Below are 20,878 nucleotides of genomic sequence, written 5' to 3'. Positions count from 1 at the left end.
TTCCGAACCCGGAAGCTAAGACCCACAGCGCCGATGGTACTGCACCCGGGAGGGTGTGGGAGAGTAGGACACCGCCGGACAACCATTCACCGGCCAGGCCCCGACACACCGTGTCGGGGCCTGACCCACTTAAAACACCCCAACACACGGCACACGAGAGCCCGCGACCAACGAAAACCCTTTATTACTGAGCGGGGGTCCGGGGCATCCAACCCCGGCCCACCTATGACCCGGTTTCCCCGGACCCCCGCTCGGATATGGCCTCGAAATCCCAAACCCCCGCTCAGATATAGGGCCATTTTGGCAGACCCCGGCTCGGATATGGCAGGGAAATCCCAAACCCCGGCTCACCTATCCAGGTTCCACGACCGACGCCCGCCGCCATAAGTGAGCGGGCGTCCTGCCGGGAGCCGGTATATGTGAGCGGGCGTCCTGCCGGGAGCCGGTATATGTGAGCGGGCGTCCTGCCGGGAGCCGGTATATGTGAGCGGGCGTCCTGCCGGGAGCCGGKATATGTGAGCGGGCGTCCCGCCCGGGAACCGCCATATGTGAGCCCGCGTCCTGCCGGGAGCCGGCATATGTGAGCCGGCGTCAGGGGCGAGCGCGCTGGATCCGGAATCGGGGGTGCCGCTGGGCGGTAAAGTTGGTGCACATGGAGAGCCTCTTTAGTCACCTCGCGCCGGACTCCGAACCCCAGCCGGAGCAATCCGGTGAGCTGGACCCCGTGGTGTGCACCGTCGTCGTGCCTTCGCCTGTGGCGCATGCTTTCATGGGCTTCACCGACCACCCGCATCTCTGGTGGCCGATGGAGGACCACAGCGTCTACGGGGCGGGCTCGCACGTTGAGTTCGAGGAGAATTTGATCCTGGAGACGGCCGACGACGGCCGAACCTCGATATGGGGGACCATCGACGACTGGCAGCCGCCGTTGTCCTTCCATGCGAGCTGGTATCCAGGCAGTACCGCGATGTGGTCCACCGAACTTCGTCTGGCCTTCCGTGCTGTTGACGGAGGAACGGAGGTTCGTCTGGTCCACGACGGCTGGGAAGGTGCCGAACACCCCGCGCAGACCCGTGCAGACTACGCGGCTGACTGGCCTGGAGTTCTTGAGCGCTATGTCCGGTTCATGGGCGGCGCAAGTGAATAGAATCCGTCGCCTCCAAGCGACTGACTGGGAATTGCTTCGCGACGTCCGGTTGGAGATGCTGTCGGACACCCCGATGGCCTACGTGGAGAGCCTCGCGGCCGCCCGGCGCCAGACTGACACTCAATGGCAAGAGCGAGCAGCCACGATGTCGGGCGACTCGAGTATCACCCTGATAGCGGACGACGGCACGGACGGTAGCCCGATCAGCGGACTTATGCGCGTGGTCATCAAGCAGCCGCAGGATCCTTCCCGGGCTCTACAAGCCATGCTGATCAGCGTCTACGTCGCACCCGAACACCGTGGCCTGGGCCTGGCCGACCAGTTGCTTGATGAGGCTTGCGCAATAGCAGGCGCCGAGCTCGGAGCAGGCGTGATCGAACTGGGCGTCCACGAGGACAACGCCCGAGCGAAGGCGTTCTACGAGCGGCACGGATTTGAATACACCGGTGCCAGCCGGCCTTATCCGCAGGACAAGGCCAGGTTGGAGATCGTTATGGCCCGCCGGCTTCCACCCGCGGGTGAAACCCAGCAAAGCGAAAGCCCGGGCGCGTTCATCGATGATCTAGGGGCCGCCCTCGCTCCGGGGCAAGTCGCCGTCGACGAACAGACACGCACCACCTATGCCGCAGACCTGGGACCCGTCCTGGACTTGCAGCTGCCCTTGGCTGTGGTGTTCGCCGAATCCGTCGAAGACGTGCAGTATGTGGTGCGCAGTTGCGCCCGGCACGGAGTTCCGATCGTGGCCCGCGGCGCCGGCACCGGGGTTTCCGGCGGCGCCCACGCCAGCCAGGGGTGCATCGTCCTCAGCTTGGAACGCATGAACCGCATCCTGCAGCTCAACGCGGACGATGAGACCGCCGTCGTCGAACCTGGCGTGGTGAACGCTGACCTGAATGCCGCCGCGTCCGAACACGGCCTGATGTACGCGCCGGACCCGGCGAGCTACAAAATGTCCACGATCGGCGGCAATGTGGCCACGAACGCAGGCGGCTTGCGTTGCGCCAAGTACGGCGTGACGAGGGACTCGGTGCTGGCGCTCGACGTCGTCCTGGCCGATGGCTCGCTTATCCACACAGGTCACCAGACCTTCAAGGGTGTGGCCGGGTACGATCTCACAGCGCTGTTTGTGGGCTCCGAGGGCACCCTGGGGATCGTGGTGGGTGTGACGGTGCGCCTGCGCTACCTGCCGCGCGAGGTACAGACAGTTGCCGCCTTCTATCCGGACTTCCGCGGTGCCGCAGCGGGTGTCCTGGCGGTCGGAAGGGCCCGCGTCCAGCCGGCCATCATGGAAATGCTCGACGCCGGAACGCTGGCCCAGCTCGACGAACTGTACGGCTCGGACCTCGGAGAACGCGGACAGGCGCTGCTGTTGATCCAGACTGACGGCTTTGGAGCGGCAGCGGAAGCAGCTTTGGTACGGGAAGTGCTCGCCGCCGGCGGCGCCGCGGTGACGGCGGAGTCCAATGCCGAAGCGGAGCGCCTCATCGAGATGAGGCGCTCGAGTCGAGGCGACGAAGTGGACAACGAATTCCGGGTTGGCGAGGACGTCGCTGTTCCGAGGTCGCGGCTTGTCGACTACGTGGCCGCGCTCGAGGCCATGGCCGTTACCCACGAGGTCCAGCTCAAGGTGGTGGCCCATGCCGGCGATGGCAACCTGCACCCCACCTTCTGGGTGGACCGCGTGGACAGGGAAGTGGACGCCGATGCCATGTCCCGCCTCAACCAGGCCCTGGACGACTCGATTGACGCCGCGCTGGCGATGGGCGGGACCATCACCGGCGAGCACGGGGTGGGGCAGTACAAGCTGCGTTGGCTCGGACTTGAGCAGCCTGAGCCCATCCGGGAGTTGCAGCATCGCATCAAAGAACTTTTCGACCCGGCCGGAATCTTCAACCCCGGCAAGGCTATCTAAAGCTCTGGTATTCCAAATCTAATCGTCATGGTCCAGCGTCACACTCAGCTGCCACTTTAGCGGCAGTTTACTTTGCCACGCAATGCCCCTAATCTTATTTGGTATACCAAATAAGAATTCCAGGGAGGCAACCAATGGGACAAGCACAGCCGCCGCGCCGCGGTACTTCCGCGTACGCCGCTCGACGGACTGCCTGGATACTCGTTGCACTGGCGGTTGTCTCCATCAACCTCCGTCCGGCCATTACGACAATCGCCGGCACCATGGGTCAGCTGCAGGCAGGCTTCGGACTCGACGCGCATCTGCTGCCGTTGCTTGGCGCCTTGCCTGTACTTGCCTTCGGCGTCTCGGCTCCTTGCGGTCCGTGGCTGGCCCGTCGCCTGGGCACCGGAGGGGCCGTCTCGGCTGCGCTCCTGGTACTTGCAGCCGCGCTGATCCTCCGCGTATTCGTGCCCGGACTGTTGCTGCCCGGAACGTTCCTGGCAGGGGCATCCATTATGACCGCCAGCGTGCTCGTGCCACAGATCGTCAAGGCAAACCGCGGTACCGGCTGGTGGACGGGGCTGTGCACCATGGGCTTCGGGCTGGGCGCGGCGCTCGGCGCGGGGCTCGTCCAGCCGCTGCAGCAAGCGCTCGGCGGAAGCCTTGCTTGGGCGCTGGCCGTCTGGGCCGTCCCCGCCCTGCTGGGGGCCACGTTGATCCACCGTGCCGGTCAACCGGCGGGGAGTCCCGACGGGACCGACGAGACCGAAACCGGCGGACCGGCGTCGGGCGCTGGTTTGCAGAAGACGACGACGGCGGGTGGCGCAACGGGGGAAACCGGCACCATTCCGTTGCGGAAGCAGCGGACGGCCTGGGCCGTGACCGCGTTCTTCGGGCTGCAAGCCATGCTGTATTTCGCGATCACCTCGTGGCTCGCGGTGTTCCTGGTGTCGAAGGGGCAGACCGTGGCCGACGCAGCAGGTCTCTTGGCATGGTTCAGTGTCGCAGGGCTGCCCGCGAGCCTGCTGGCTCCCGTCCTCGCGGGGCGTCGCGCGGTTCTGAAGGTCATGGCTCCAGGCCTGGGATTGCTCGTCGCCGCGGCTTTGATAGGGGTCTTGACCGCGCCCGTGGCTTTGCAGTTCCTCATGGTCGGCGTGTTGGGGATCGTCCAGAGTGCCGGCTTCGGGCTGGGAATGGCGTTGGTTGTCATCCGCTCAACCGGACCACAGAGCGCCGGCAGCCTGTCCGCCATGAGCCAGGGCTTGGGCTTCGCGCTGGCCTCCCTGGGGCCGTTGGGGGCTGGATTCCTGCATGAGTTGTCCGGTGGCTGGGACGTTCCCTTCTGGGTCCTAGCTGCCGAAGCGGTGCTTCTCGCGGTGGCCGGTTTCCTCGCGGTGCGCGGGCCGGCGGTGTCGGTGGAAGCCGTCGAGACGGAACATCGTGGCGAGCCCGCCGCCGTCGGGCGCTAAAACCAAAAAAGTCGCCGGTCCCTCGCACGAGGGACCGGCCACATTTTTGTGCGGCTTGGATTTGTGCGGGCTTAGACCAGCTCGAGCTGATCCGCCACGACCTTGCCGCGGTGGATGACCGTCCGGTCGGTGCCGCGGTCCATGACCGCGGAGGCCACCGTTTCGCCGTCGAGCAGCAGGAGTTCGGCAGGATCGCCGACCTCGACGCCCGGGCGGTGTGCCGTGCCCTTCAGGCGAGTGGCGGACGGGTCGAGGACGCTTGCGCCACCGACCGTGGCGATAGCAAGGCAGTGCTCGATGAGTTCGTCCTTGCGGAAGCCGTGGGTGAAAGCGAGCTGCCAGGTGCGGTCGAGCATGTCCGTGTTGCCATAGGGGGACCAGTAGTCGCGCTGGCCGTCCTCGCCCAGGCCCATGCGTACGCCGGCTTCGGCGAGCAGCGGGATGGGCAGCTGGGCGGCCACACCGGCGGAGCCCGGCGCCACCGACGCCATGGAGATGTCCAGTTCGGCGAACTCGTCGATGAGGCGGCGCGTTGTGGCCTCGGAGACGCTGCCCAGCTGGTATGCGTGGGACATGGTGACCTTGCCCTGCATCCCCAGGGCGCGGGTGCGCTCGATCACGAGGTCCGTGCTGAAGACGCCGAGCTCGCCGGGCTCGTGGAGGTGGATATCAATGGGGACCTGGTACTTTTCGGCCAGTCCGAAGACGATGTCCAGATGCCGGGCCGGGTCGCGGTCCAGGCTGCACGGGTCGATGCCGCCCATGACATTTGCGCCGGCCTTGAGTGCCTGGTCCATGAGGGGGACAGTGCCGTCCTCGAGGAGAAGGCCCGCCTGGGGGAACGCGATGATGTCGACGTCGGCCTGCCCTTTGAACTGCTCCTTGGCGGCCATCACGGCATCGAAACGCTCGAGGCGGCAATCGACGTCGATCTGGGCATAGGAGCGCACGCGCGTGGTGCCGCGGGCGATCATCCGGCCGAGGGTGTTGTTGACCCGTTCCTGCAGCGGAACCTCGGCGTTGCGCCAGTTCTGCCGGTCGTTCATCATCATGGTCCAGACGCCGGGGCCGCCGGTGTGTTCGCGGAACGGCAGTCCGATGCGGGTCGAGTCCAGGTGCACATGGACGTCCGAGAACGACGGCACGAGAAGACGGCCGCGGCCCTCGACGACGGTGGTGTCGCCAGTCGCCGCAGCGCGTGCAGGGTCATGGGGTTCGACGCCGGTGATCTTGCCGTCCGTGACGAGGACGTCGCTCAATGCTTGTCCCCAAGGACGGACGGCACGAATCAGGGTGTTCAATGTATTGCTCCTTTGATGTTGGATCTATTGCACACCAGCGAGGGCTGCGGATTCCAGACCTGCGTGGTGGCAGGCCGGGGCAGTCGCGCTGGCGGGTCGGGGGATTTCGCTGATGCACCGTTGCTGCTGTTCCGCTCCCAAGGTGCCGAACAACGGACACCGGGTGCGGAAGACGCAGCCGCTGGGTGGGTTTGCCGGCGACGGGAGATCTCCCCGGAGCCGGATCTTTTGCTGCTGGCGGGCTGCCCTGGGATCCGGCAGGGGCACGGCGGACAGGAGAGCTCGCGTATAGGGATGCCGGGGCTCCCGGAACAAGTCCTCCCGGCTTCCTTGCTCCACGATTTTGCCGAGGTACATCACCGCCACCTCATGCGAGATATGGCGGACCACGGAAAGATCGTGTGCGATGAAGATGTATGCCACTCCGGTGTCCCGCTGGATCTCCTGGAGCAAGTTGACCACCTGCGCCTGCACCGAGACATCGAGGGCGGATACGGGTTCGTCGCAGACGATCACCGAGGGGTTCAGCGAGATGGCGCGCGCGATGCCCACCCGTTGGCGCTGGCCGCCGGAGAACTCGTGCGGGAAACGGTTGTAGTGCTCCGGTTTGAGGCCCACCTGCTCGAGGAGTTCCTTCACCCGGTTCTTGAGGCCGCCGGCCGGGTTGATCTTTTGCGCCAGCATCGGTGCGGCGATGGCGGTGCCCACGGTTTGCCGTGGATTGAGCGAGGCGAAGGGGTCCTGGAAGATCATCTGGACCTTGCGGCGGAAGTTGTACAGATCGCGGCCGCCCAGCTGGCTGATGTCCACGCCGTCGATCAGGATCCTCCCGCCGGTCGGATCCATGAGGCGCGCGATCATGCGCCCGGTGGTGGACTTGCCGCAGCCGGACTCACCCACGAGTCCCAACGTCTGGCCGCGCGCGAGGCTGAAGGAGACGCCGTCGACGGCTTTGACGGTCTTGGAACCCTTGGGGGAGAACAGACCGCCTTTGATGGGGAAATGCTTCTGGAGGCTCTCCACCTGGAGAATTGCCTGCGTGTCCATGGCGGGTCCTAACGCGTATTCCGAATAGTGACGATCTGGGGGCCGCTCAAGTGGCAGCGCTTTCCGTGGCCGTCTTCGACCACGAGCTCCGGGCGCTGGCTCGCGCATACGCCGTCGCCGGCAAGGGCCGCGTACTCGCACCTGGCGCTGAAAATGCAGCCTTTCGGGAGGTCAAGGAGCGACGGCGGCTGGCCCGGAATGGGGTTGAGCCTGCCCGAGCTACTGCTCAGCGTGGGCATCGATTTGAGCAGGCCCAGGGTGTAGGGGTGCCGCGTGTCGTAGAAGATCTCGTCCACCGGTCCCGATTCGACGCATTGCCCGCCGTACATGACCAGCACGGAATCGCACACTTCGGCCACGACGCCAAGATCGTGGGTGATCAGGATCAGGGCCGAGTTGGTTTCCTGCTGGAGCTCGGACATGAGGTCCAGGATCTGTGCCTGCACGGTGACGTCCAGCGCGGTGGTGGGTTCGTCCGCGATGAGCAGTTCCGGTTCGCAGATCAGTGCCATGGCAATCATGGCGCGCTGGCGCATGCCTCCGGAGAAATGGTGCGGGTATTCGTCGTAGCGCTGCTCGGGGCTCGGAATGCCTACCCTTCCGAGCATGTCGACGGCGGCCGCGCGGGCTTGCTTCTTGCTTGCCTTGTTGTGGACGAGGTAGGCCTCGGCGATCTGATGGCCCACGGTGTAGAAGGGATGCAGGGCCGAGAGAGGATCCTGGAAGATCATGCCGATGTTCCGGCCGCGAAGCTGCCGCATGCCGGACTCGGGCAGTGTGACAAGGTCCTTGCCTTGGAACAACGCCTGGCCGGTGACCCGGGCTGAGGTCCCCTTGAGGAGCCCCATGAGCGCCTGGCTGGTGACCGACTTGCCGGACCCTGACTCTCCGACGATGCCGAGGGTCTGCCCGCGCTCCAAGGAGAAATCCATCCCGTTGACTGCCGAGACAAGGCCGTCGTCGGTGGGGAACTTCACCGAAAGGTTCCGGACGTCGAGGAACGCGGCGGCTTCCGCGGCCTGATGGCCGGTTCCCGCGGCCTGATGCGCGGTTCGCGTGGCCGGTTGACCGGCCGGACTGGGCTGGAGCTGGGTCATTGGAGCCTCACTCGGGGATCGATGGCAGCGTAGGCGAGGTCGACGACGACATTCGCGACGATGACGAAGAAGGCAGCCAGCATGGTGATGGCCATGGTGACGGGGAGGTCGCCGGAAATGGCAGCCCGGACGGCCGTGAAACCGAGTCCCGGGACGGAGAAGATCTGCTCGGTGAGGACCGCGCCGCCGAGGAGAAGCCCGATGTCCATGCCAAGCATGGTCACCACCGGAGTGATCCCGGCCCGGACACCGTGTTTGAACGTCACTGTTCGGGGCGCCAGGCCCTTGGCACGGGCCGTGCGGATGAAGTCCTCGCTGAAGGTTTCGATCATGTTGGTCCGGGTGACCCGGATATACGCCGCGCTGAAAAGCACCGCGAGGGCGACCCACGGCAGGAAGTAGTTGAGTACCCAGGCCCCCGGACCATGCGGGCCGAAGGGGCTGTTGATCTCGTTCGTCGTGAAGGGCAGGAGATGCAGCTGGTTGACGAAAACCAGCAACAGGAACAGGCCGGTGACGGGGATGGGCAGCGAGACTCCAACGGACGCTGCGCCGACGATGAACTTGTCCGTGGCGGATCCCTTGCGAAGGGCGGCGAGCAAACCGAGCCCGACGCCGGAAACGGTCCAGAGCACCAGCGCGCCGACCGCCATGGAGAGCGTGTAGGGCAAGGAGCGGGCGATGATGTCCGAGACGTTTTCATTGGTTTGGAACGATTTGCCGAGGCATGGCCACTGGCAGATCGATTCCGCTCCGGGAGCACCGATCATCCGCGGCGAGACCAGACCGCGCATGTAGTCGATGTACTGGACCAGGAAAGGGTGGTCCATGCCAAGGGCCACGCGGGCTTCCGCGATGCGTTCGGGAGTGCACTCCTGGCCGCAAGCGGCGGACGCAGGATCGGCAGGACCCAGCTGGAACAGCGTGAAGGTGATGAAGCTGACGGCGACGAGAAGCAGGATCAGGGAGCCTGTCCGGCGAAAGATGAATCTGATCATTGTGCTGGTTGCGGGCCGTCCGGTAGTCGCCGGACGGCCCGCCTCCCTTCTGGGCTGGCCTGATTGGTGTGAACAGGCCCGGTTGTGTATTTGGCCTGGTTAGTGCTCGACGCCGACGATCGAGAGGTCGATGCCGCCGAAGAAGTAGCCCACTTGGGCGTTACGGATATTGGAGCCAACCACGCTGTTGGTGTGGCTGCGGACGAGCGGGATGATCGGGTAGGTCTTCAGGGCCTTGCCGAACTCCTCAGACCATTTCTTGCCGAGTTCCTCCGAGGTCCCGGAAGTGTTCCGGAGCTCGAACATGGCCTTCGAAATCTGCGGATCGAAGTAGCGCGACGTGTTGGAGAAGCCGTAGCTGGTGCCGTCGTTGTTCGGTCCGAGGATGGGATCGGCGGACGTACGCACCGACGCAGGGTCGGCGCCGCCGCACCAGCCCGAGCGCGCAATGTCCGGCAGCTGGTCACTGGCCAGGACGGAGTAGTAGTTCGGGGCCGGGATCGGCACCAGTTGGACGTCGATGCCCAGGGCCTTGAGGTTTTGCTGGATCACGGTGCCGGTGTTCTTGTAGGCGTCGCGGTTGTTGGCGTACCCGTAGGTGAGGGTCTTGGGGTAGTTCTTGCCTTCGAGGAGCTTCTTGGCTTCCTCCAGCTTGGGCTTGCCGGTGGGGTCGATCTCGAGGTCTTGGGCCACGTAACCGCGCATCTTGGCGTTGAGCGGGGTCTGGGTGAGTTCGCCGAAGCGGCGCCCGCCGTACTGGACCAGGATGGACTGGCGGTCAAGGGCCAGGGCGATTGCCTTGCGGACATCTGGATCGGTGATCTTCTCGGTGTTGAGGCTGAGGACGTCGTTGCAACCGAGCAGTCCCGATGCAACGCGGTCCTTGACCTGGGCATCAGCGAGCTTGGCGGAATCCGAAGTCTGCAGTGCACCGTTGGAGTCCAGGGTGAGGGCATTGGGATCGGAGTTGGCCAGGAGCTGCTGGCTGATGGTGGCCTGCGAAGTGGAGAGCGAGAAGCTGAAGGTGTCCGGAAGTGCCGTGCGGTTGGGGTCGGTGGACGGATCCCAGTTCGGGTTGCGGACCAGTTTGAGCGACTTTCCGCGACTGTACGAATCAACCATGTACGGGCCTGTAGACACCGGGTGGTTGGTGTAGTCCAGCTTGGTGTCCTTGTCCTTCGGGACAGGCGAAGTGTTGGAACGGGAGGCCAGCGCCGGGAATTCGGCGAATGGCTTCTTCAAGTGGAAGACGATGGTGCGCTCGTCCGGAGTTTCCACGGCCTTGAGGTCCGCGGAAGGATCCTTGTACGGCCCCTTGTAGCCGCCGGCGTCGAGCGCCGCGTTGAGCTCCTGCGGGGCCTGGGTGTAGACGTCCTGGGCGAAGGTGCGTTCGATGCCGTACTTGACGTCGGTGGAGGTGATGGGGCGGCCGTCTTCGAACTTGACGCCTTTCTGGAGGGTGAACGTCCAGGTGAGTCCGTCTTTGGACACCTGGCCCGTGTCCGTGGCGAGGTCCGGAACGATGGTGGGCGGCTGTCCGGCCGTCTCCTTCGCCATGGTGAGGTTCCTGTAGTACAGCTGGCCGACGTTGGCCGTCTGGACGTAGTTGCTGTTGCCCGGGTCCAGGGTTTGGAAGTCCGAGGACATCAGGACGTTGATGTTGCCGCCCTTGGTGGTGAAACCGGACTTGACCACTTCGGGAGCCTGCTCGGTGCTGGAAGCGCCGGAGGCGGCAGTTCCGGGCTGGTTCTGTCCCGCCGCGCAGCCTGTGGCGGCGGTGGCGATCAGCACGGCAAGGGCCAGCGCTCTGGTGGGGGTATTCATTGTGCTCCTCATTTGGGTGGGTGGAACGGATTTGAAGGGGGATTAGTGGCGGGATGCCTTGGGGTCCAGGGCATCCCGCACGGCGTCGCCGAGCAGGTTGAACGCCAGGACCGTGACGATGAGCATGGCGCCGGGGACTGCCAGGAACCAGGGGTCGCTGAGGTACCAGTTGCCGGATTGGGCGGCGTTGAGCATCTGGCCCCACGACGGCGTGGGGTCCTTGACGCCGACGCCGAGGAAGGACAGCGCCGCTTCTGCAGAGATGTTCGTGGGGATGAGCATGGTGGCGTAGACCAGTACGACTCCCATGACGTTGGGAATGATCTGCCGGAACAACACGCTCAGGTGCGAGGCGCCGAAGGACCGCGCGGCCTCGACGAACTCGCGCTCGCGGAGGCTCAGTACTTGGCCGCGGACAATACGGGCGAGGTATGCCCAGCCGAAGAAGCCCAGGATGATGACGAGCGAAGCCATGGGCAGGAAGCTGCCCTGGCCCAGCGCGGTGTCCCGCAGCCGTGACTGCAGGATGGGGGTCAGTGAAAGGACCAGCAGGAGGTGCGGAAAAGCGAGGAAGAGATCCATGATCCGGCTGATGATGGCGTCCGTTTTGCCGCCGAAGTAGCCCGCGGCTGCACCGATCACAGTTCCCAGGACCACCGAGACCGCAGTGGACAGCAGGGCAATGGTGAGGGAAACCTGGCCCCCATAGGCGAGGCGGGAAAACAGGTCACGGCCCAGTCCGGGTTCCACGCCCAGCCAGTGGCCGGCCGAAGGGTACATGTATCCGGAGAGCGGCAAACCGGGAGTCTGGATGTCGTCAAGGACATCGGGGCTGGTGTTGGACGTGAAGGGATCGTTGCCGGACATGGCACTGAGCAGCGGGCCGAGGATGGCGAACAACATGATGGCCGCCACCACGCAGAGGCTCAACAGGGCAATCTTGCTCCGGCGGATCCGCAGCCAGGCCGTCGCCAGGAGCGACCGCGCCTCGGCAGTGGGTCTGCTTGGGGACGTGCTGGGGGATGGACTCTCAGCCGTAGCTTCGGCGGTGGACTGTAGCTGGGTCAACGGGGGTGCTCGATTCATGATCCAAGGAGTAGGCTCCGGACTTTTTGTATACCAAAAATAGACTAGAGCAGGTTCGATGGGATGTAAATCACAAATATTGCACTATCTGGAATACCAAACAGCTCTGTTTCCTCCCGTGTATGCTCGGGTGGAACGTAAGACGACGGGGAAGGGAAGGGTGGCCGACGCCGATGCCCGAAACGCTGACTGGCCGCGACGACGAAGCCCGGGCCGAACAGGTCTACCAGCTGGTCCTTGAGGGAATCGTGGCGGGGAGATACGAACAGGGCGCGCGGCTGCGTGAACGGGAGCTCTCCGAGCTCTACAACGTTTCACGAATCCCCGTGCGGGAGGCCATCCAACGCCTCGAGCAGGATGGCTTCGTGGAAACCTTCCCCCGCCGGGGCGCCGTGGTGCGGCAATTGACGCTCACCGACGTCAATGAACTCTTCGACGTGCGGTTGTGCCTGGAAACGTTCGCCGCCCGCATGGCGGCCATCCGGGTCGCCGCGGGCGAACCGGGAGGCCGTTTGCAGGAACTCCTCGACGACACGAGGCAAGCGATCGACGACGACCGGACCGACGACGTCGTGCGCCTCAGTGCGGCGTTCCACGCCGAAATTGTCCGGCTGTCCGGCAACCGGCTGCTCATCGAGTCGGTCAAGCCGTTGTTCGGCCGCATGCGCTGGATCTTCGGGCTCGCCCACAACCGCAGCAACGAACTCCAGCGCGATGAGCACATGGAACTGTGCAACGCCATCCTCGGCGGCAAGGCCGAGCTCGCCTACACCCTGGCGTACTCCCATATCGAGCTCGGGCGTGAACCCGTGCTCAAGGGACTCGCGGAGACGCTGGAGCCCTAAACCCCTGCGTTAGTCGTCGGAATCCGGGTATTCGTCCTCGTCGTACCGGGATTCCTCGGTTTCGGCTTCCAGGATCTTGAGCATCGCCGTGTCCGGATTGAGCATGATGGCAGCCTCGTCACGCCGGTGGCGCAGGATGGTGTCCAGATAAGACTGCACGGCTTCCGCCAAGGGGATGTGGCTGTCCTGCTTCTGGCTCATGTACCAGCGGTGTTCGAGGACTTCGTGGACCACTTCTGCCGGCTCAAGCTTGCCTGCGAGGTCGCGCGGGATGGAACGGACGATCGGCTCGAAGATCTGGCTGACCCAGGTGTGGGCACTGATTTCTTCATCCATGTCCGGGTTGTTGTCTGCCCGGAATGAATCCATGTCATTGAGCAACCGCCGGGCCTGGTTCTCCTGGGCGTCCAGGCCGGTGAGGCGGAGCAGCCGCCGTTGGTGGTGGCCGGCGTCGACCACCTTGGGCTGAAGCTGGATGGTGGATCCGTCCGCGGTGGTCTTGATGGCGTATTCCTCGACGTCGAAGCCGAGTTCGTTGAGGCGGCGGATGCGCGCGCCCACGCGCCAGCGTTCGCCGAGCTCGAACGATTCCTTTTCGGTGAGTTCGGCCCATAGCCGCCGGTACGAGTCCATGATGAGCTCCGACGTCGCTACCGGGTCCACCTTCTCCTCGATCAGCCCGCCTTCGAGCAAGTCCATGAGTTCCCCGGCGATGTTGACGCGGGCAATCTCCAGATCGTACTCGCGCTGGCCCACCGACAGATCCGGGTACAGCTCGCCGGTCTCGGCGTCCACCAAGTACGCGGCGAACGCCCCGGCGTCGCGTCGGAACAAGGTGTTGGAGAGGGAAACGTCGCCCCAATAAAAGCCGATCAGGTGCAGGCGCACCAGCAGCAGCGCTTGGGCGTCGATAAGCCGTGTCAGGGTGTCCCGGCGCAGCATCTGTGAGAAGAGCGCACGGTACGGCATGGAGAACTTGAGGTGCCGGGTGACCAGCACCGGGTTCAGTGGCTTGCCGTCAACGGTGGTGCGGCCGGTGATGACCGCGACCGGCTCGACGCAAGGCACATCCATCCGTGCCAGCTTGCGGAGCATGTGGTATTCGTGCCGGGCAACGTGCTCGGACGTTTCCTTGATGGCGATGACGGAGCCGGCCAGGTGCGCAAAACGCACGATGTGCCGGGAGATGCCGCGGGGCAGGGCGGCCAGGTTCGCCGCGGGCCAGTCTTCGAGTGCGATGTGCCAGGGGAGGTCCAGGAGCTCGGGATCCGCCGCCGCTGCGGTGATGTTGAGGGATCCGATGACACTTGCCGGCGGTGCCGCGTCATTGGCGCTCGCAGCCTCGGTGCGCGGGAGTTTGCCGATCTGCGCGTAGTCGGTGGGTTCGTCATGCCACTTGGCACCGCTTTGCTCGGTCATGGGTCAATTCTTCCGTATGGAGGCTGTTGTTAACGACGACGGCGGCCCGTCCACTCGGAAGGGCCGCCGTCGGTAATGCGGTGTGGGTGTCAGTCGCCCAGGCGCAGGCCCGACTTGGTGTCGAACAAGTGCACGTGGCCCGACTGCGGGCGGACGAAGATGGACTCGCCCTTCATCGGGGGACGGCGGCCGTCGACGCGGGCCACGATGTCGTGGCTCTTGCCGTCAAGCGTCGTGTGGCCGTAGACGTAGGCGTCGGCGCCGAGCTCTTCGACGACGTCGACCTCAACTTCGAGGCCCTCGCCGGCGCCAACGGTCTCGAGGTCTTCCGGACGGGAACCGAGCGTGACGGTCTTGCCGTGTGCCTCTTCGAGGACATCGTGCGGTACCGGGTAAACCGTGCCACCGAACTGGACGCCGCCGTCGACGACCGGCAGTTCCAGCAGGTTCATTGCGGGGGAACCGATGAATCCGGCAACGAAGACGTTCTTCGGGCGGTCGTACAGGTTGCGCGGGGTGTCCACCTGCTGCAGCAGTCCGTCCTTGAGGACGGCAACGCGGTCACCCATGGTCATGGCCTCGACCTGGTCGTGGGTCACGTAGACGGTGGTGACGCCGAGTCGGCGGGTCAGGGATGCGATCTGCGTGCGGGTCTGCACGCGGAGCTTTGCGTCCAAGTTGGAAAGCGGCTCATCCATGAGGAAGACCTGCGGGTTACGGACGATTGCGCGGCCCATGGCAACACGCTGACGCTGGCCACCGGAGAGGGCCTTCGGCTTGCGGTCCAGGTACTGCTCAAGGTCAAGAAGCTTGGCTGCTTCGCGGACACGCTCGGCACGCTCTTCCTTGGAAACGCCGGCGATCTTGAGTGCGAAGCCCATGTTGTCCGCAACGGTCATGTGCGGGTACAGAGCGTAGTTCTGGAAGACCATTGCGATGTCGCGGTCTTTCGGCGGGACGTCCGTGACGTCGCGGTCGCCGATCAGAATGCGGCCGGAGTTCACATCCTCGAGGCCTGCGAGCATGCGCAGGGAGGTGGACTTACCGCAACCGGAGGGTCCAACGAGGACCAGGAATTCGCCATCGGCGATGTCGATGTTGAGCTTATCGACGGCGGGCTTATCTGTGCCCGGGTACAGACGCGTAGCGTTATCAAAAGTAACTGTTGCCACAGTTATCAATCCCTTCACCGGCAGGTACGTGCCGGACGATCCGTTGTGAATGGTTCATGTTTATTCAGTTGGACTCCCCGCCCTGGGCTGGGCCCGGGCAAGGGAGACTGAGTGACGCCGCACGGTAGTTGTGCGCCACATCACAACCAAGAGTATGGCAGCAGCCCGGGTTATTCGCCTAAATGTTACGAACGTCACATGTGAGATGAGTCTCCCGAGACCTCGCGGCGACGTTCGCGAAGGACCGCTTCCAGGAGCTCGGCGACGTGGACAGGGGCCTCGACGCGGAACTCGGCCTGGGTGAAATCCAGCCCGACTTTCACCCCGACATCCCCGGCGCCGAGTCTGGCGATCGCGTCCTCGTCCGTCACATCGTCGCCCGCGAAAAGGATCCCGGTAGCAGAGGTTGCATGGCGCAGGAACTCGACCGCCTCGCCCTTGGAGGAATGCACCACCGAGGTCTCGAGGACACGTTTGCCGTTCTTGAGGAACACTCCCGGGCGACCTTCAAGGACCGCGCGCGCAGCGGCGACGGCGTCCTCCGCTACGTCATCGTCGGCTCGGCGCGTATGGAGTACGACGCCGGCAGGCTTGTCTTCGAGGACTGTCCCCGGAGCTTCCTGCGAGATTCCGGCCAAGACCTCGCGGACTTCGGCAAGGAGCTCCCGTTGGGCGTCGTCCAGTTGGAGTTCCGCCGAACCGGGGCCCATCCAGGCCTCCGCGCCATGGCTGCCGATCAGCAGCGTTGCCTCGGGAGGGGAGGCGACCGCCCGCAGGCTGGCCAGTGCCCGCCCGGAGATGAGCGCCGTCGTCGTCCTCGGGAGTTTGGCGAGTTCAGCGAAAGCAGTGGCTGAGCGCTGGAGCGGCCGCGCGGCGTCGGCGTGGTCCACGATCGGGGAGATGGTGCCGTCAAAGTCCATCGCCACCAAAAGGTGGTCGGTTCGCGCGATCCTGCGGACGGCGTCGAGCAGTTCGGGCGTCAGGCTCAGCGGGGGAGTGGCTGCTGTCTCAGGAGTCATCGCGCACCACGGTTTCTGCCAGGGCCGAGAGGAATTCGGCTGACCAATGATCGACGTCGTGGTCGAGGATTTGCTTGCGCATGGACTTCATCCGGCGGCGTGATTCATTCGGGGGCAGGTTCACGGCCCTCATGATGGTGTTCTTCAGTCCGTCGATGTCGTGCGGATTCATGAGGAGGGCTTGCTTGAGTTGATCGGCCGCGCCGGTGAATTCACTGAGGACCAAGGCACCCGTGTTGTTGGTCCGGGCTGTGACATATTCCTTGGCCACGAGGTTCATGCCGTCACGCAATGCCGTCACCAGCATGACGTCGGCCGCGAGGTACAGCGCCACCATTTCCTCGACCGGGTAGCTGTGGTGGAGGTAGCGGACGGCGGTGTTCTGCATGGTGTCGAAGCTGCCGTTGATGTGGCCTACGGTGCCTTCAATCTCTTCCCGCAGGAGCCGGTACTGCCGCACGCGCTCGCGGCTGGGGCTCGCAACCTGGATCAGTGTGGCGTCCTCCACCGTGAGCCGTCCCTCTTTGAGGAGTTCCTCAAAGGCCTTCAGGCGGTGGGGGATGCCCTTGGTGTAGTCGAGGCGGTCCACGCCCAGGAGGATGGTTTTGGGGTTACCGAGGTCCTGGCGGATCTGCCGGGAACGTTCGATGATGTCCGGGCGCTCCGCGAGCTCGCTGATTTGATCCACGGCGATGGAGATCGGGAAGGCCTGTGCGCGGGCAATATGGGTGATCTGCCCATCCGCTCCCTTGACGTGGACTTGCTGCTGCTTGACGCTTGCACCAATAAAGCGGCGTGCCGAGCGCATGAAGTTTGCCGCGTCGCTGGGGCGCTGGAAACCCACCAGGTCGGCGCCGAGCAGGCCTTCGATGATGGCCTGGCGCCACGGCAACTGGGCGAAGATCTCCGGCGGCGGGAACGGGATGTGGTTGAAGAAGCCGATGCGCAGGTCCGGGCGCGCCCGGCGGAGCATGCTCGGCACGAGCTGGAGTTGGTAGTCCTGCACCCAGACGGTGGCTCCGTGGTCTGCGTGCTGGACGACGGCGTCGGCGAAGCGCTGGTTGACCCGGCGGTAGCTGTCCCACCAGGTTCGGTGGAACTCGGGCGGGGCAATGACGTCGTGGTAAAGCGGCCAGAGAGTGGCGTTGGAGAACCCTTCGTAATAGAGCTCAACATCGCGCGTGCTGAGTTCCACGGGAATCAGGTCCATGCCGCCGTGGCTGAAGGGTTCCAACGCTTCGTCCGGCGCGCCGTGCCAGCCCACCCACGCGCCGTCGGTCTTGGTCATCATCGGCGCGAGGGCAGTCACCAGGCCGCCCGGAGAGCGGCGCCAGCCTTCCTCGCCGTTTTCCGCGTCATCGCTGGTGTAACGGTCTACCGGAAGGCGGTTGGAGACCACCATGAAATCGTGTTTCCGGGCCCTTGGAGCCTGATTGCCTTCGGGTGCGCTGTCGGTTTTTTCGCTTGCCGTTTGTTGCATTGCTGCCCCCTGGGGTTGCCTGTGACTCATCTCCCACCCTACCGGCGGGAATCATCGAGGACACTTGCTCGTTCCTCAGACTGGAGTCGAGGACCCCAGCAAAGCTGCCGGTCTTCTCCCGTAAACTGGCACCGTTGCCCTAGCTAAAAACCAACGCCGTCGATAAATCACGAGGAACTGATGAGCCCCGCAAACGAACCACGCCTGTCCAAGGCAGAGCGCACCGCCCAGGCCCGCGAAAAGGCCCGCGAGATCCGCGAAGCTCAGCTGAAGAAGGACAAGCGCAATAAGTTGCTCATCGGATGGGGCATTGTGGTTGCCGTTGTGGCGATCCTCGCGGTCATTGCCCTCGTGTTCACCCAGAACATTGTGAACAACGCCCCGATCGCCGATCAGGGACCGACGCCGGCCAACGCCAACGCGCACGGCGGCGTGACGCTGCTGAAGGGCACCGATGTGGCGAAGGTGGCCGCCGGTACCGTCAGCCTGGCGTCCCTGCCATCAGCCCCGGCCACCCCGCCCGCCACGGTGACCGCTCCCGGCGCCGAGGCTGAAGCCGGCAAGCCCGTCAAGGTTGTGGCGTACATCGACTTCATCTGCCCCATCTGCAAGAACTTCGAGAGCACGTACAGCCAGCAGCTGACCCAGTTGCGGGACGACGGCAAGATCACCCTGGAGTACCGTCCGTTCGGCTTCCTGGACGCCAGCTCCAGCACCAACTACTCCTCCCGCGCCGCCAACGCCGCAGCGTGCGTGGCGAACACGTCGCCGGACAAGTACTCGGCACTCGTGGATCTGCTGTACGCACAGCAGCCCGCCGAGGGCAGCGCAGGCATTTCCGACAACGACCTCAAGAAGTTGGCCACCCAAGCGGGATCGGCCAACATCGACTCCTGCATCGACAACAAGACGTACCGGCCGTTCGTCAAGGTGGTCACGCAGGAGGCCAAGAACATCGGGATATCCGGCACGCCCACGGTCTTCATCGACGGCCAGCAGTGGGACAACAAGTCGGACTTCATGACCGTCCTGAATGCAGCTATCGCAGCAAAGAAGTAGTTCCCTTGGCCTAGGCCTCCCGTCCGCTGGAATTTCCGTGGGCGGGAGGTCGTGGGCTAACCTTATCTAGCGCTCGCGCGCACCAGCTCCGGTTCGCCGGGGTACCAGTCCCGGCCTGCCGGGGCAACCAGCTCCGGCTTGCCGGGGCAATCAGCTCCGGCCTGCCGGGGCGCGCCTCCTTAGCTCAGTTGGCCAGAGCACCGCTCTTGTAAAGCGGGGGTCGTCGGTTCGAATCCGACAGGGGGCCCCACGAACCCCTCCGTTCCGGCGACTTTGCCCGGAACGGAGGGGTTTTTTGTGCGCGAAAACAGGGCACAACACGCTTACGACACGCTTTCAGGAAGACAGCTTAGGCCCGTCGGCTCTCGGGCCGCATAGGGGAAGCCATGCAGACAAGCAGAAAGACCTTGGGACCGGCAACGGACCAGGGCAACGTAGTGCAGCTCCTGACCACCGAGGAAGTAGCCGTCTGGCTGCAGGTGGCACCCAAGACCCTCCGGAACTGGCGCTCCGCCGGGATCGGACCGACGGCCCTGAAACTCCATAGCGTCGTCCGTTACGACCGGGCCGCTGTCGAGGCCTGGATCGGCAACACTTCGAAGGCTGCAGCCTGATGGGGCGCTCAAGCCTGCCGGTTGGCGCCTGGGGCACGATCAGCGCCAAGAAAGACGCAACCACCGGAAAATGGCGGGCCAGCTGCAGGTTCCGCGGCTGGGATGGTGTCACGCGGAGCTACAGCAAGTTCGGGTCAACCAAGGGCAAAGCCGAGACAGCCCTGCTGGCGTCCATGAAAGAGCGCCAGCTGCTCGCAGGTCGAGTGACCGCGAACCCTCCGCTGAACGACGTCGCCGAGAAGTGGCTCGCCAGCATCGAGGTCCCCAAGGTCGTTGTCGACGGCAACGGGAACATGGTCGCGGCTGCCAGCACGGGCGGTATCCGGCGCCAGACCTGGGACCAGTACGAAGGGCTCATCTACCGACTCATCGAGCCTGCTCTCGGTGCGCTGAAGATCAATGAAATCAACACCTCCACCTGTGACAGCTTCCTGCGGTCCCTGGTAGTGGACGGGAAAGGGCATACGAATGCCCGGCTGGCCAAAACGGTGCTGACGCAGATCATGTCCTACGCCATCAGGCACGACCTGTACGTGGGTGGCAATCCGGTGCGTGAGGTCGATCGGCTGAACAGGCTCCGGAAGAAGCCCGTTAGCTTGAGCGCGGCTACCCTGCACGATGTTCGCGAAGCTGTCCGGATTTGGCGGACAGAACCCGGCCAATTCGGTCCCCGCCCCAGCAACGTACTGGCAGATGTCGTTGATGTTCTGATCGGCACCGGGGCGCGCATCGGGGAGGTCCTGGCAATCCGTTTGGAAGACATCGACCTCTCAGGCGACGTAGGAAAGATCGCACTCACCGGAACGCTGGTGGAGCCTCGTCACGGCCCCAAGTACCGCCAGAGCTTCCTCAAGAGCCGCAGCAGCGAGCGGGTCATCCCAGTGCCTCGGTTTGTCGTCGACGTACTCATCCGCAGGAGTCTCGAATCTCCGGAGATCAACAAGGCCGGGGCCCTCTTCTGGTCCAGGACCGGCACCTACGTTCAGGCGTCAAGCGTACGCAGGCAGCTGCGTTCCGCGCTGACCGCGTCCAAGATGGAGAACACGGCAGTCATCACTCCGCACGCCTTTCGGCGAACTGTTGCGTCCCTTCTCGCCAGGGAGCTGACCGACGGGGCCGCCGCTGCCATGCTGGGTCACGCCGACGTCTCCATGACCCACGCCGCCTACATCGAGAGGCTGAGGGACGTGGCGGACTACACCACGGTCTTGGACCGGCTCGCACCGAAGGCCCGGTAATAGGCAAATCGGTGTTGTCTGTCCGCCTCTAATGAGACCGCCGATGAGGCCTGCTATGCGCTGGAATGAGTCGTGAAGAGATTGGGCGGCTCATTCCAGCGTTTGTGGGCGGCTGGTCGGACCGTGGCTTCGCGAAACGGGTGGCCGCACCCGGCTAAACTTCGCTTTA

General features: G+C 64.5%; 17 protein-coding genes, 1 tRNA gene, 1 rRNA gene and 1 pseudogene. 10 read left to right on the top strand and 10 right to left on the bottom strand.

The genetic code is table 11. The annotated features are described in order from the left end of the window. From rrf to AC1DJB_RS06695, 5 genes and pseudogenes are all read left to right on the top strand, one after another. Positions 1-80 (top strand): 5S ribosomal RNA (gene rrf, locus AC1DJB_RS06715); the annotation flags it as partial. A 572-nt stretch (positions 81-652) separates the two neighbouring features. After that, entirely contained in the window at positions 653-1,147 is a 495-nt protein-coding gene (locus AC1DJB_RS06710) for an SRPBCC family protein (RefSeq protein ID WP_059388335.1), read from the top strand. Further along, a pseudogene (locus AC1DJB_RS06705) lies at positions 1,116-1,586 on the top strand (N-acetyltransferase family protein); the annotation flags it as partial. The gene AC1DJB_RS06710 and the pseudogene AC1DJB_RS06705, both read left to right, overlap by 32 nt. Before the next feature lie 54 nt (positions 1,587-1,640). Next, positions 1,641-3,059 carry an FAD-binding oxidoreductase gene (locus tag AC1DJB_RS06700; RefSeq protein WP_441438396.1) on the top strand — a complete coding sequence of 473 codons (1,419 nt, stop codon included), beginning with the start codon at positions 1,641-1,643 and terminating at the stop codon, positions 3,057-3,059. Positions 3,060-3,193: 134 nt separating this feature from the next. Then, positions 3,194-4,510, top strand: a complete 1,317-nt coding sequence (locus tag AC1DJB_RS06695; protein WP_441438376.1) for an MFS transporter — start codon at positions 3,194-3,196, stop codon at positions 4,508-4,510. Positions 4,511-4,581: 71 nt separating this feature from the next. Here AC1DJB_RS06695 and AC1DJB_RS06690 read toward each other — a convergent pair whose 3' ends face one another. The 6 genes from AC1DJB_RS06690 to AC1DJB_RS06665 all read right to left on the bottom strand — a co-directional run bounded on the left by AC1DJB_RS06690 (position 4,582) and on the right by AC1DJB_RS06665 (position 11,863). Further along, entirely contained in the window at positions 4,582-5,811 is a 1,230-nt protein-coding gene (locus tag AC1DJB_RS06690) for an amidohydrolase family protein (RefSeq protein ID WP_284988882.1), read from the bottom strand. A gap of 24 nt (positions 5,812-5,835) precedes the next feature. Further along, the gene (locus tag AC1DJB_RS06685; protein ID WP_332601818.1) at positions 5,836-6,858 is read right to left on the bottom strand and encodes an ABC transporter ATP-binding protein; all 1,023 of its coding nucleotides are present in this window, start codon (positions 6,856-6,858) and stop codon (positions 5,836-5,838) included. A gap of 8 nt (positions 6,859-6,866) precedes the next feature. Continuing rightward, on the bottom strand, positions 6,867-7,955 hold the full coding sequence (locus AC1DJB_RS06680; RefSeq protein ID WP_284988881.1) for an ABC transporter ATP-binding protein: 1,089 nt from the start codon (positions 7,953-7,955) through the stop codon (positions 6,867-6,869). Next, entirely contained in the window at positions 7,952-8,953 is a 1,002-nt protein-coding gene (locus tag AC1DJB_RS06675; RefSeq protein ID WP_284988880.1) for an ABC transporter permease, read from the bottom strand. The genes AC1DJB_RS06680 and AC1DJB_RS06675 overlap by 4 nt, the downstream gene beginning before the upstream one ends. Positions 8,954-9,052: 99 nt before the next feature. Next, positions 9,053-10,777 (bottom strand): ABC transporter substrate-binding protein, encoded by a 1,725-nt coding sequence (locus AC1DJB_RS06670; RefSeq protein WP_441438377.1) that lies wholly within the window; start codon positions 10,775-10,777, stop codon positions 9,053-9,055. A 42-nt stretch (positions 10,778-10,819) separates the two neighbouring features. Beyond that, positions 10,820-11,863 (bottom strand): ABC transporter permease, encoded by a 1,044-nt coding sequence (locus AC1DJB_RS06665; RefSeq protein WP_441432676.1) that lies wholly within the window; start codon positions 11,861-11,863, stop codon positions 10,820-10,822. A 173-nt stretch (positions 11,864-12,036) separates the two neighbouring features. Here AC1DJB_RS06665 and AC1DJB_RS06660 point away from each other — a divergent pair, with 173 nt between their 5' ends. Further along, entirely contained in the window at positions 12,037-12,708 is a 672-nt protein-coding gene (locus AC1DJB_RS06660; RefSeq protein ID WP_284988877.1) for a GntR family transcriptional regulator, read from the top strand. 9 nt (positions 12,709-12,717) lie between these two features. Here AC1DJB_RS06660 and AC1DJB_RS06655 read toward each other — a convergent pair whose 3' ends face one another. From AC1DJB_RS06655 to AC1DJB_RS06640, 4 genes are all read right to left on the bottom strand, one after another. Continuing rightward, complete coding sequence (locus tag AC1DJB_RS06655) at positions 12,718-14,127, bottom strand: DUF4032 domain-containing protein (RefSeq protein ID WP_307055248.1); 1,410 nt, start codon at positions 14,125-14,127, stop codon at positions 12,718-12,720. An 89-nt stretch (positions 14,128-14,216) separates the two neighbouring features. Next, complete coding sequence (locus AC1DJB_RS06650; protein ID WP_059388327.1) at positions 14,217-15,299, bottom strand: ABC transporter ATP-binding protein; 1,083 nt, start codon at positions 15,297-15,299, stop codon at positions 14,217-14,219. Between the two features lie 194 nt (positions 15,300-15,493). Then, positions 15,494-16,318: a trehalose-phosphatase gene (otsB, locus tag AC1DJB_RS06645; RefSeq protein WP_441438378.1), complete on the bottom strand. Its 825-nt coding sequence runs from the start codon at positions 16,316-16,318 to the stop codon at positions 15,494-15,496. Further along, positions 16,308-17,798: an alpha,alpha-trehalose-phosphate synthase (UDP-forming) gene (locus AC1DJB_RS06640; protein ID WP_306963940.1), complete on the bottom strand. Its 1,491-nt coding sequence runs from the start codon at positions 17,796-17,798 to the stop codon at positions 16,308-16,310. The genes otsB and AC1DJB_RS06640 overlap by 11 nt, the downstream gene beginning before the upstream one ends. Before the next feature lie 180 nt (positions 17,799-17,978). Between AC1DJB_RS06640 and AC1DJB_RS06635 the strand changes: the two genes are divergently transcribed. The 4 genes from AC1DJB_RS06635 (at position 17,979) to AC1DJB_RS06620 (ending at position 20,709) form a co-directional block, all read left to right on the top strand. Next, positions 17,979-18,857 carry a DsbA family protein gene (locus tag AC1DJB_RS06635; RefSeq protein ID WP_284988873.1) on the top strand — a complete coding sequence of 293 codons (879 nt, stop codon included), beginning with the start codon at positions 17,979-17,981 and terminating at the stop codon, positions 18,855-18,857. A gap of 173 nt (positions 18,858-19,030) precedes the next feature. Continuing rightward, a tRNA-Thr gene (locus AC1DJB_RS06630) sits at positions 19,031-19,107 on the top strand. Between the two features lie 136 nt (positions 19,108-19,243). Continuing rightward, the gene (locus AC1DJB_RS06625) at positions 19,244-19,471 is read left to right on the top strand and encodes a helix-turn-helix transcriptional regulator (RefSeq protein ID WP_109863918.1); all 228 of its coding nucleotides are present in this window, start codon (positions 19,244-19,246) and stop codon (positions 19,469-19,471) included. After that, a complete protein-coding gene (locus AC1DJB_RS06620; protein ID WP_476910060.1) occupies positions 19,471-20,709 on the top strand; it encodes a tyrosine-type recombinase/integrase in 1,239 nt (412 codons plus the stop codon). Before AC1DJB_RS06625 ends, AC1DJB_RS06620 begins: the two co-directional genes overlap by 1 nt. The last annotated feature ends 169 nt before the right edge of the window (positions 20,710-20,878 follow it).

The organism is Arthrobacter sp. 01T428, assembly GCF_056398685.1.
This window is presented reverse-complemented; position numbering and strand designations above follow the sequence as displayed.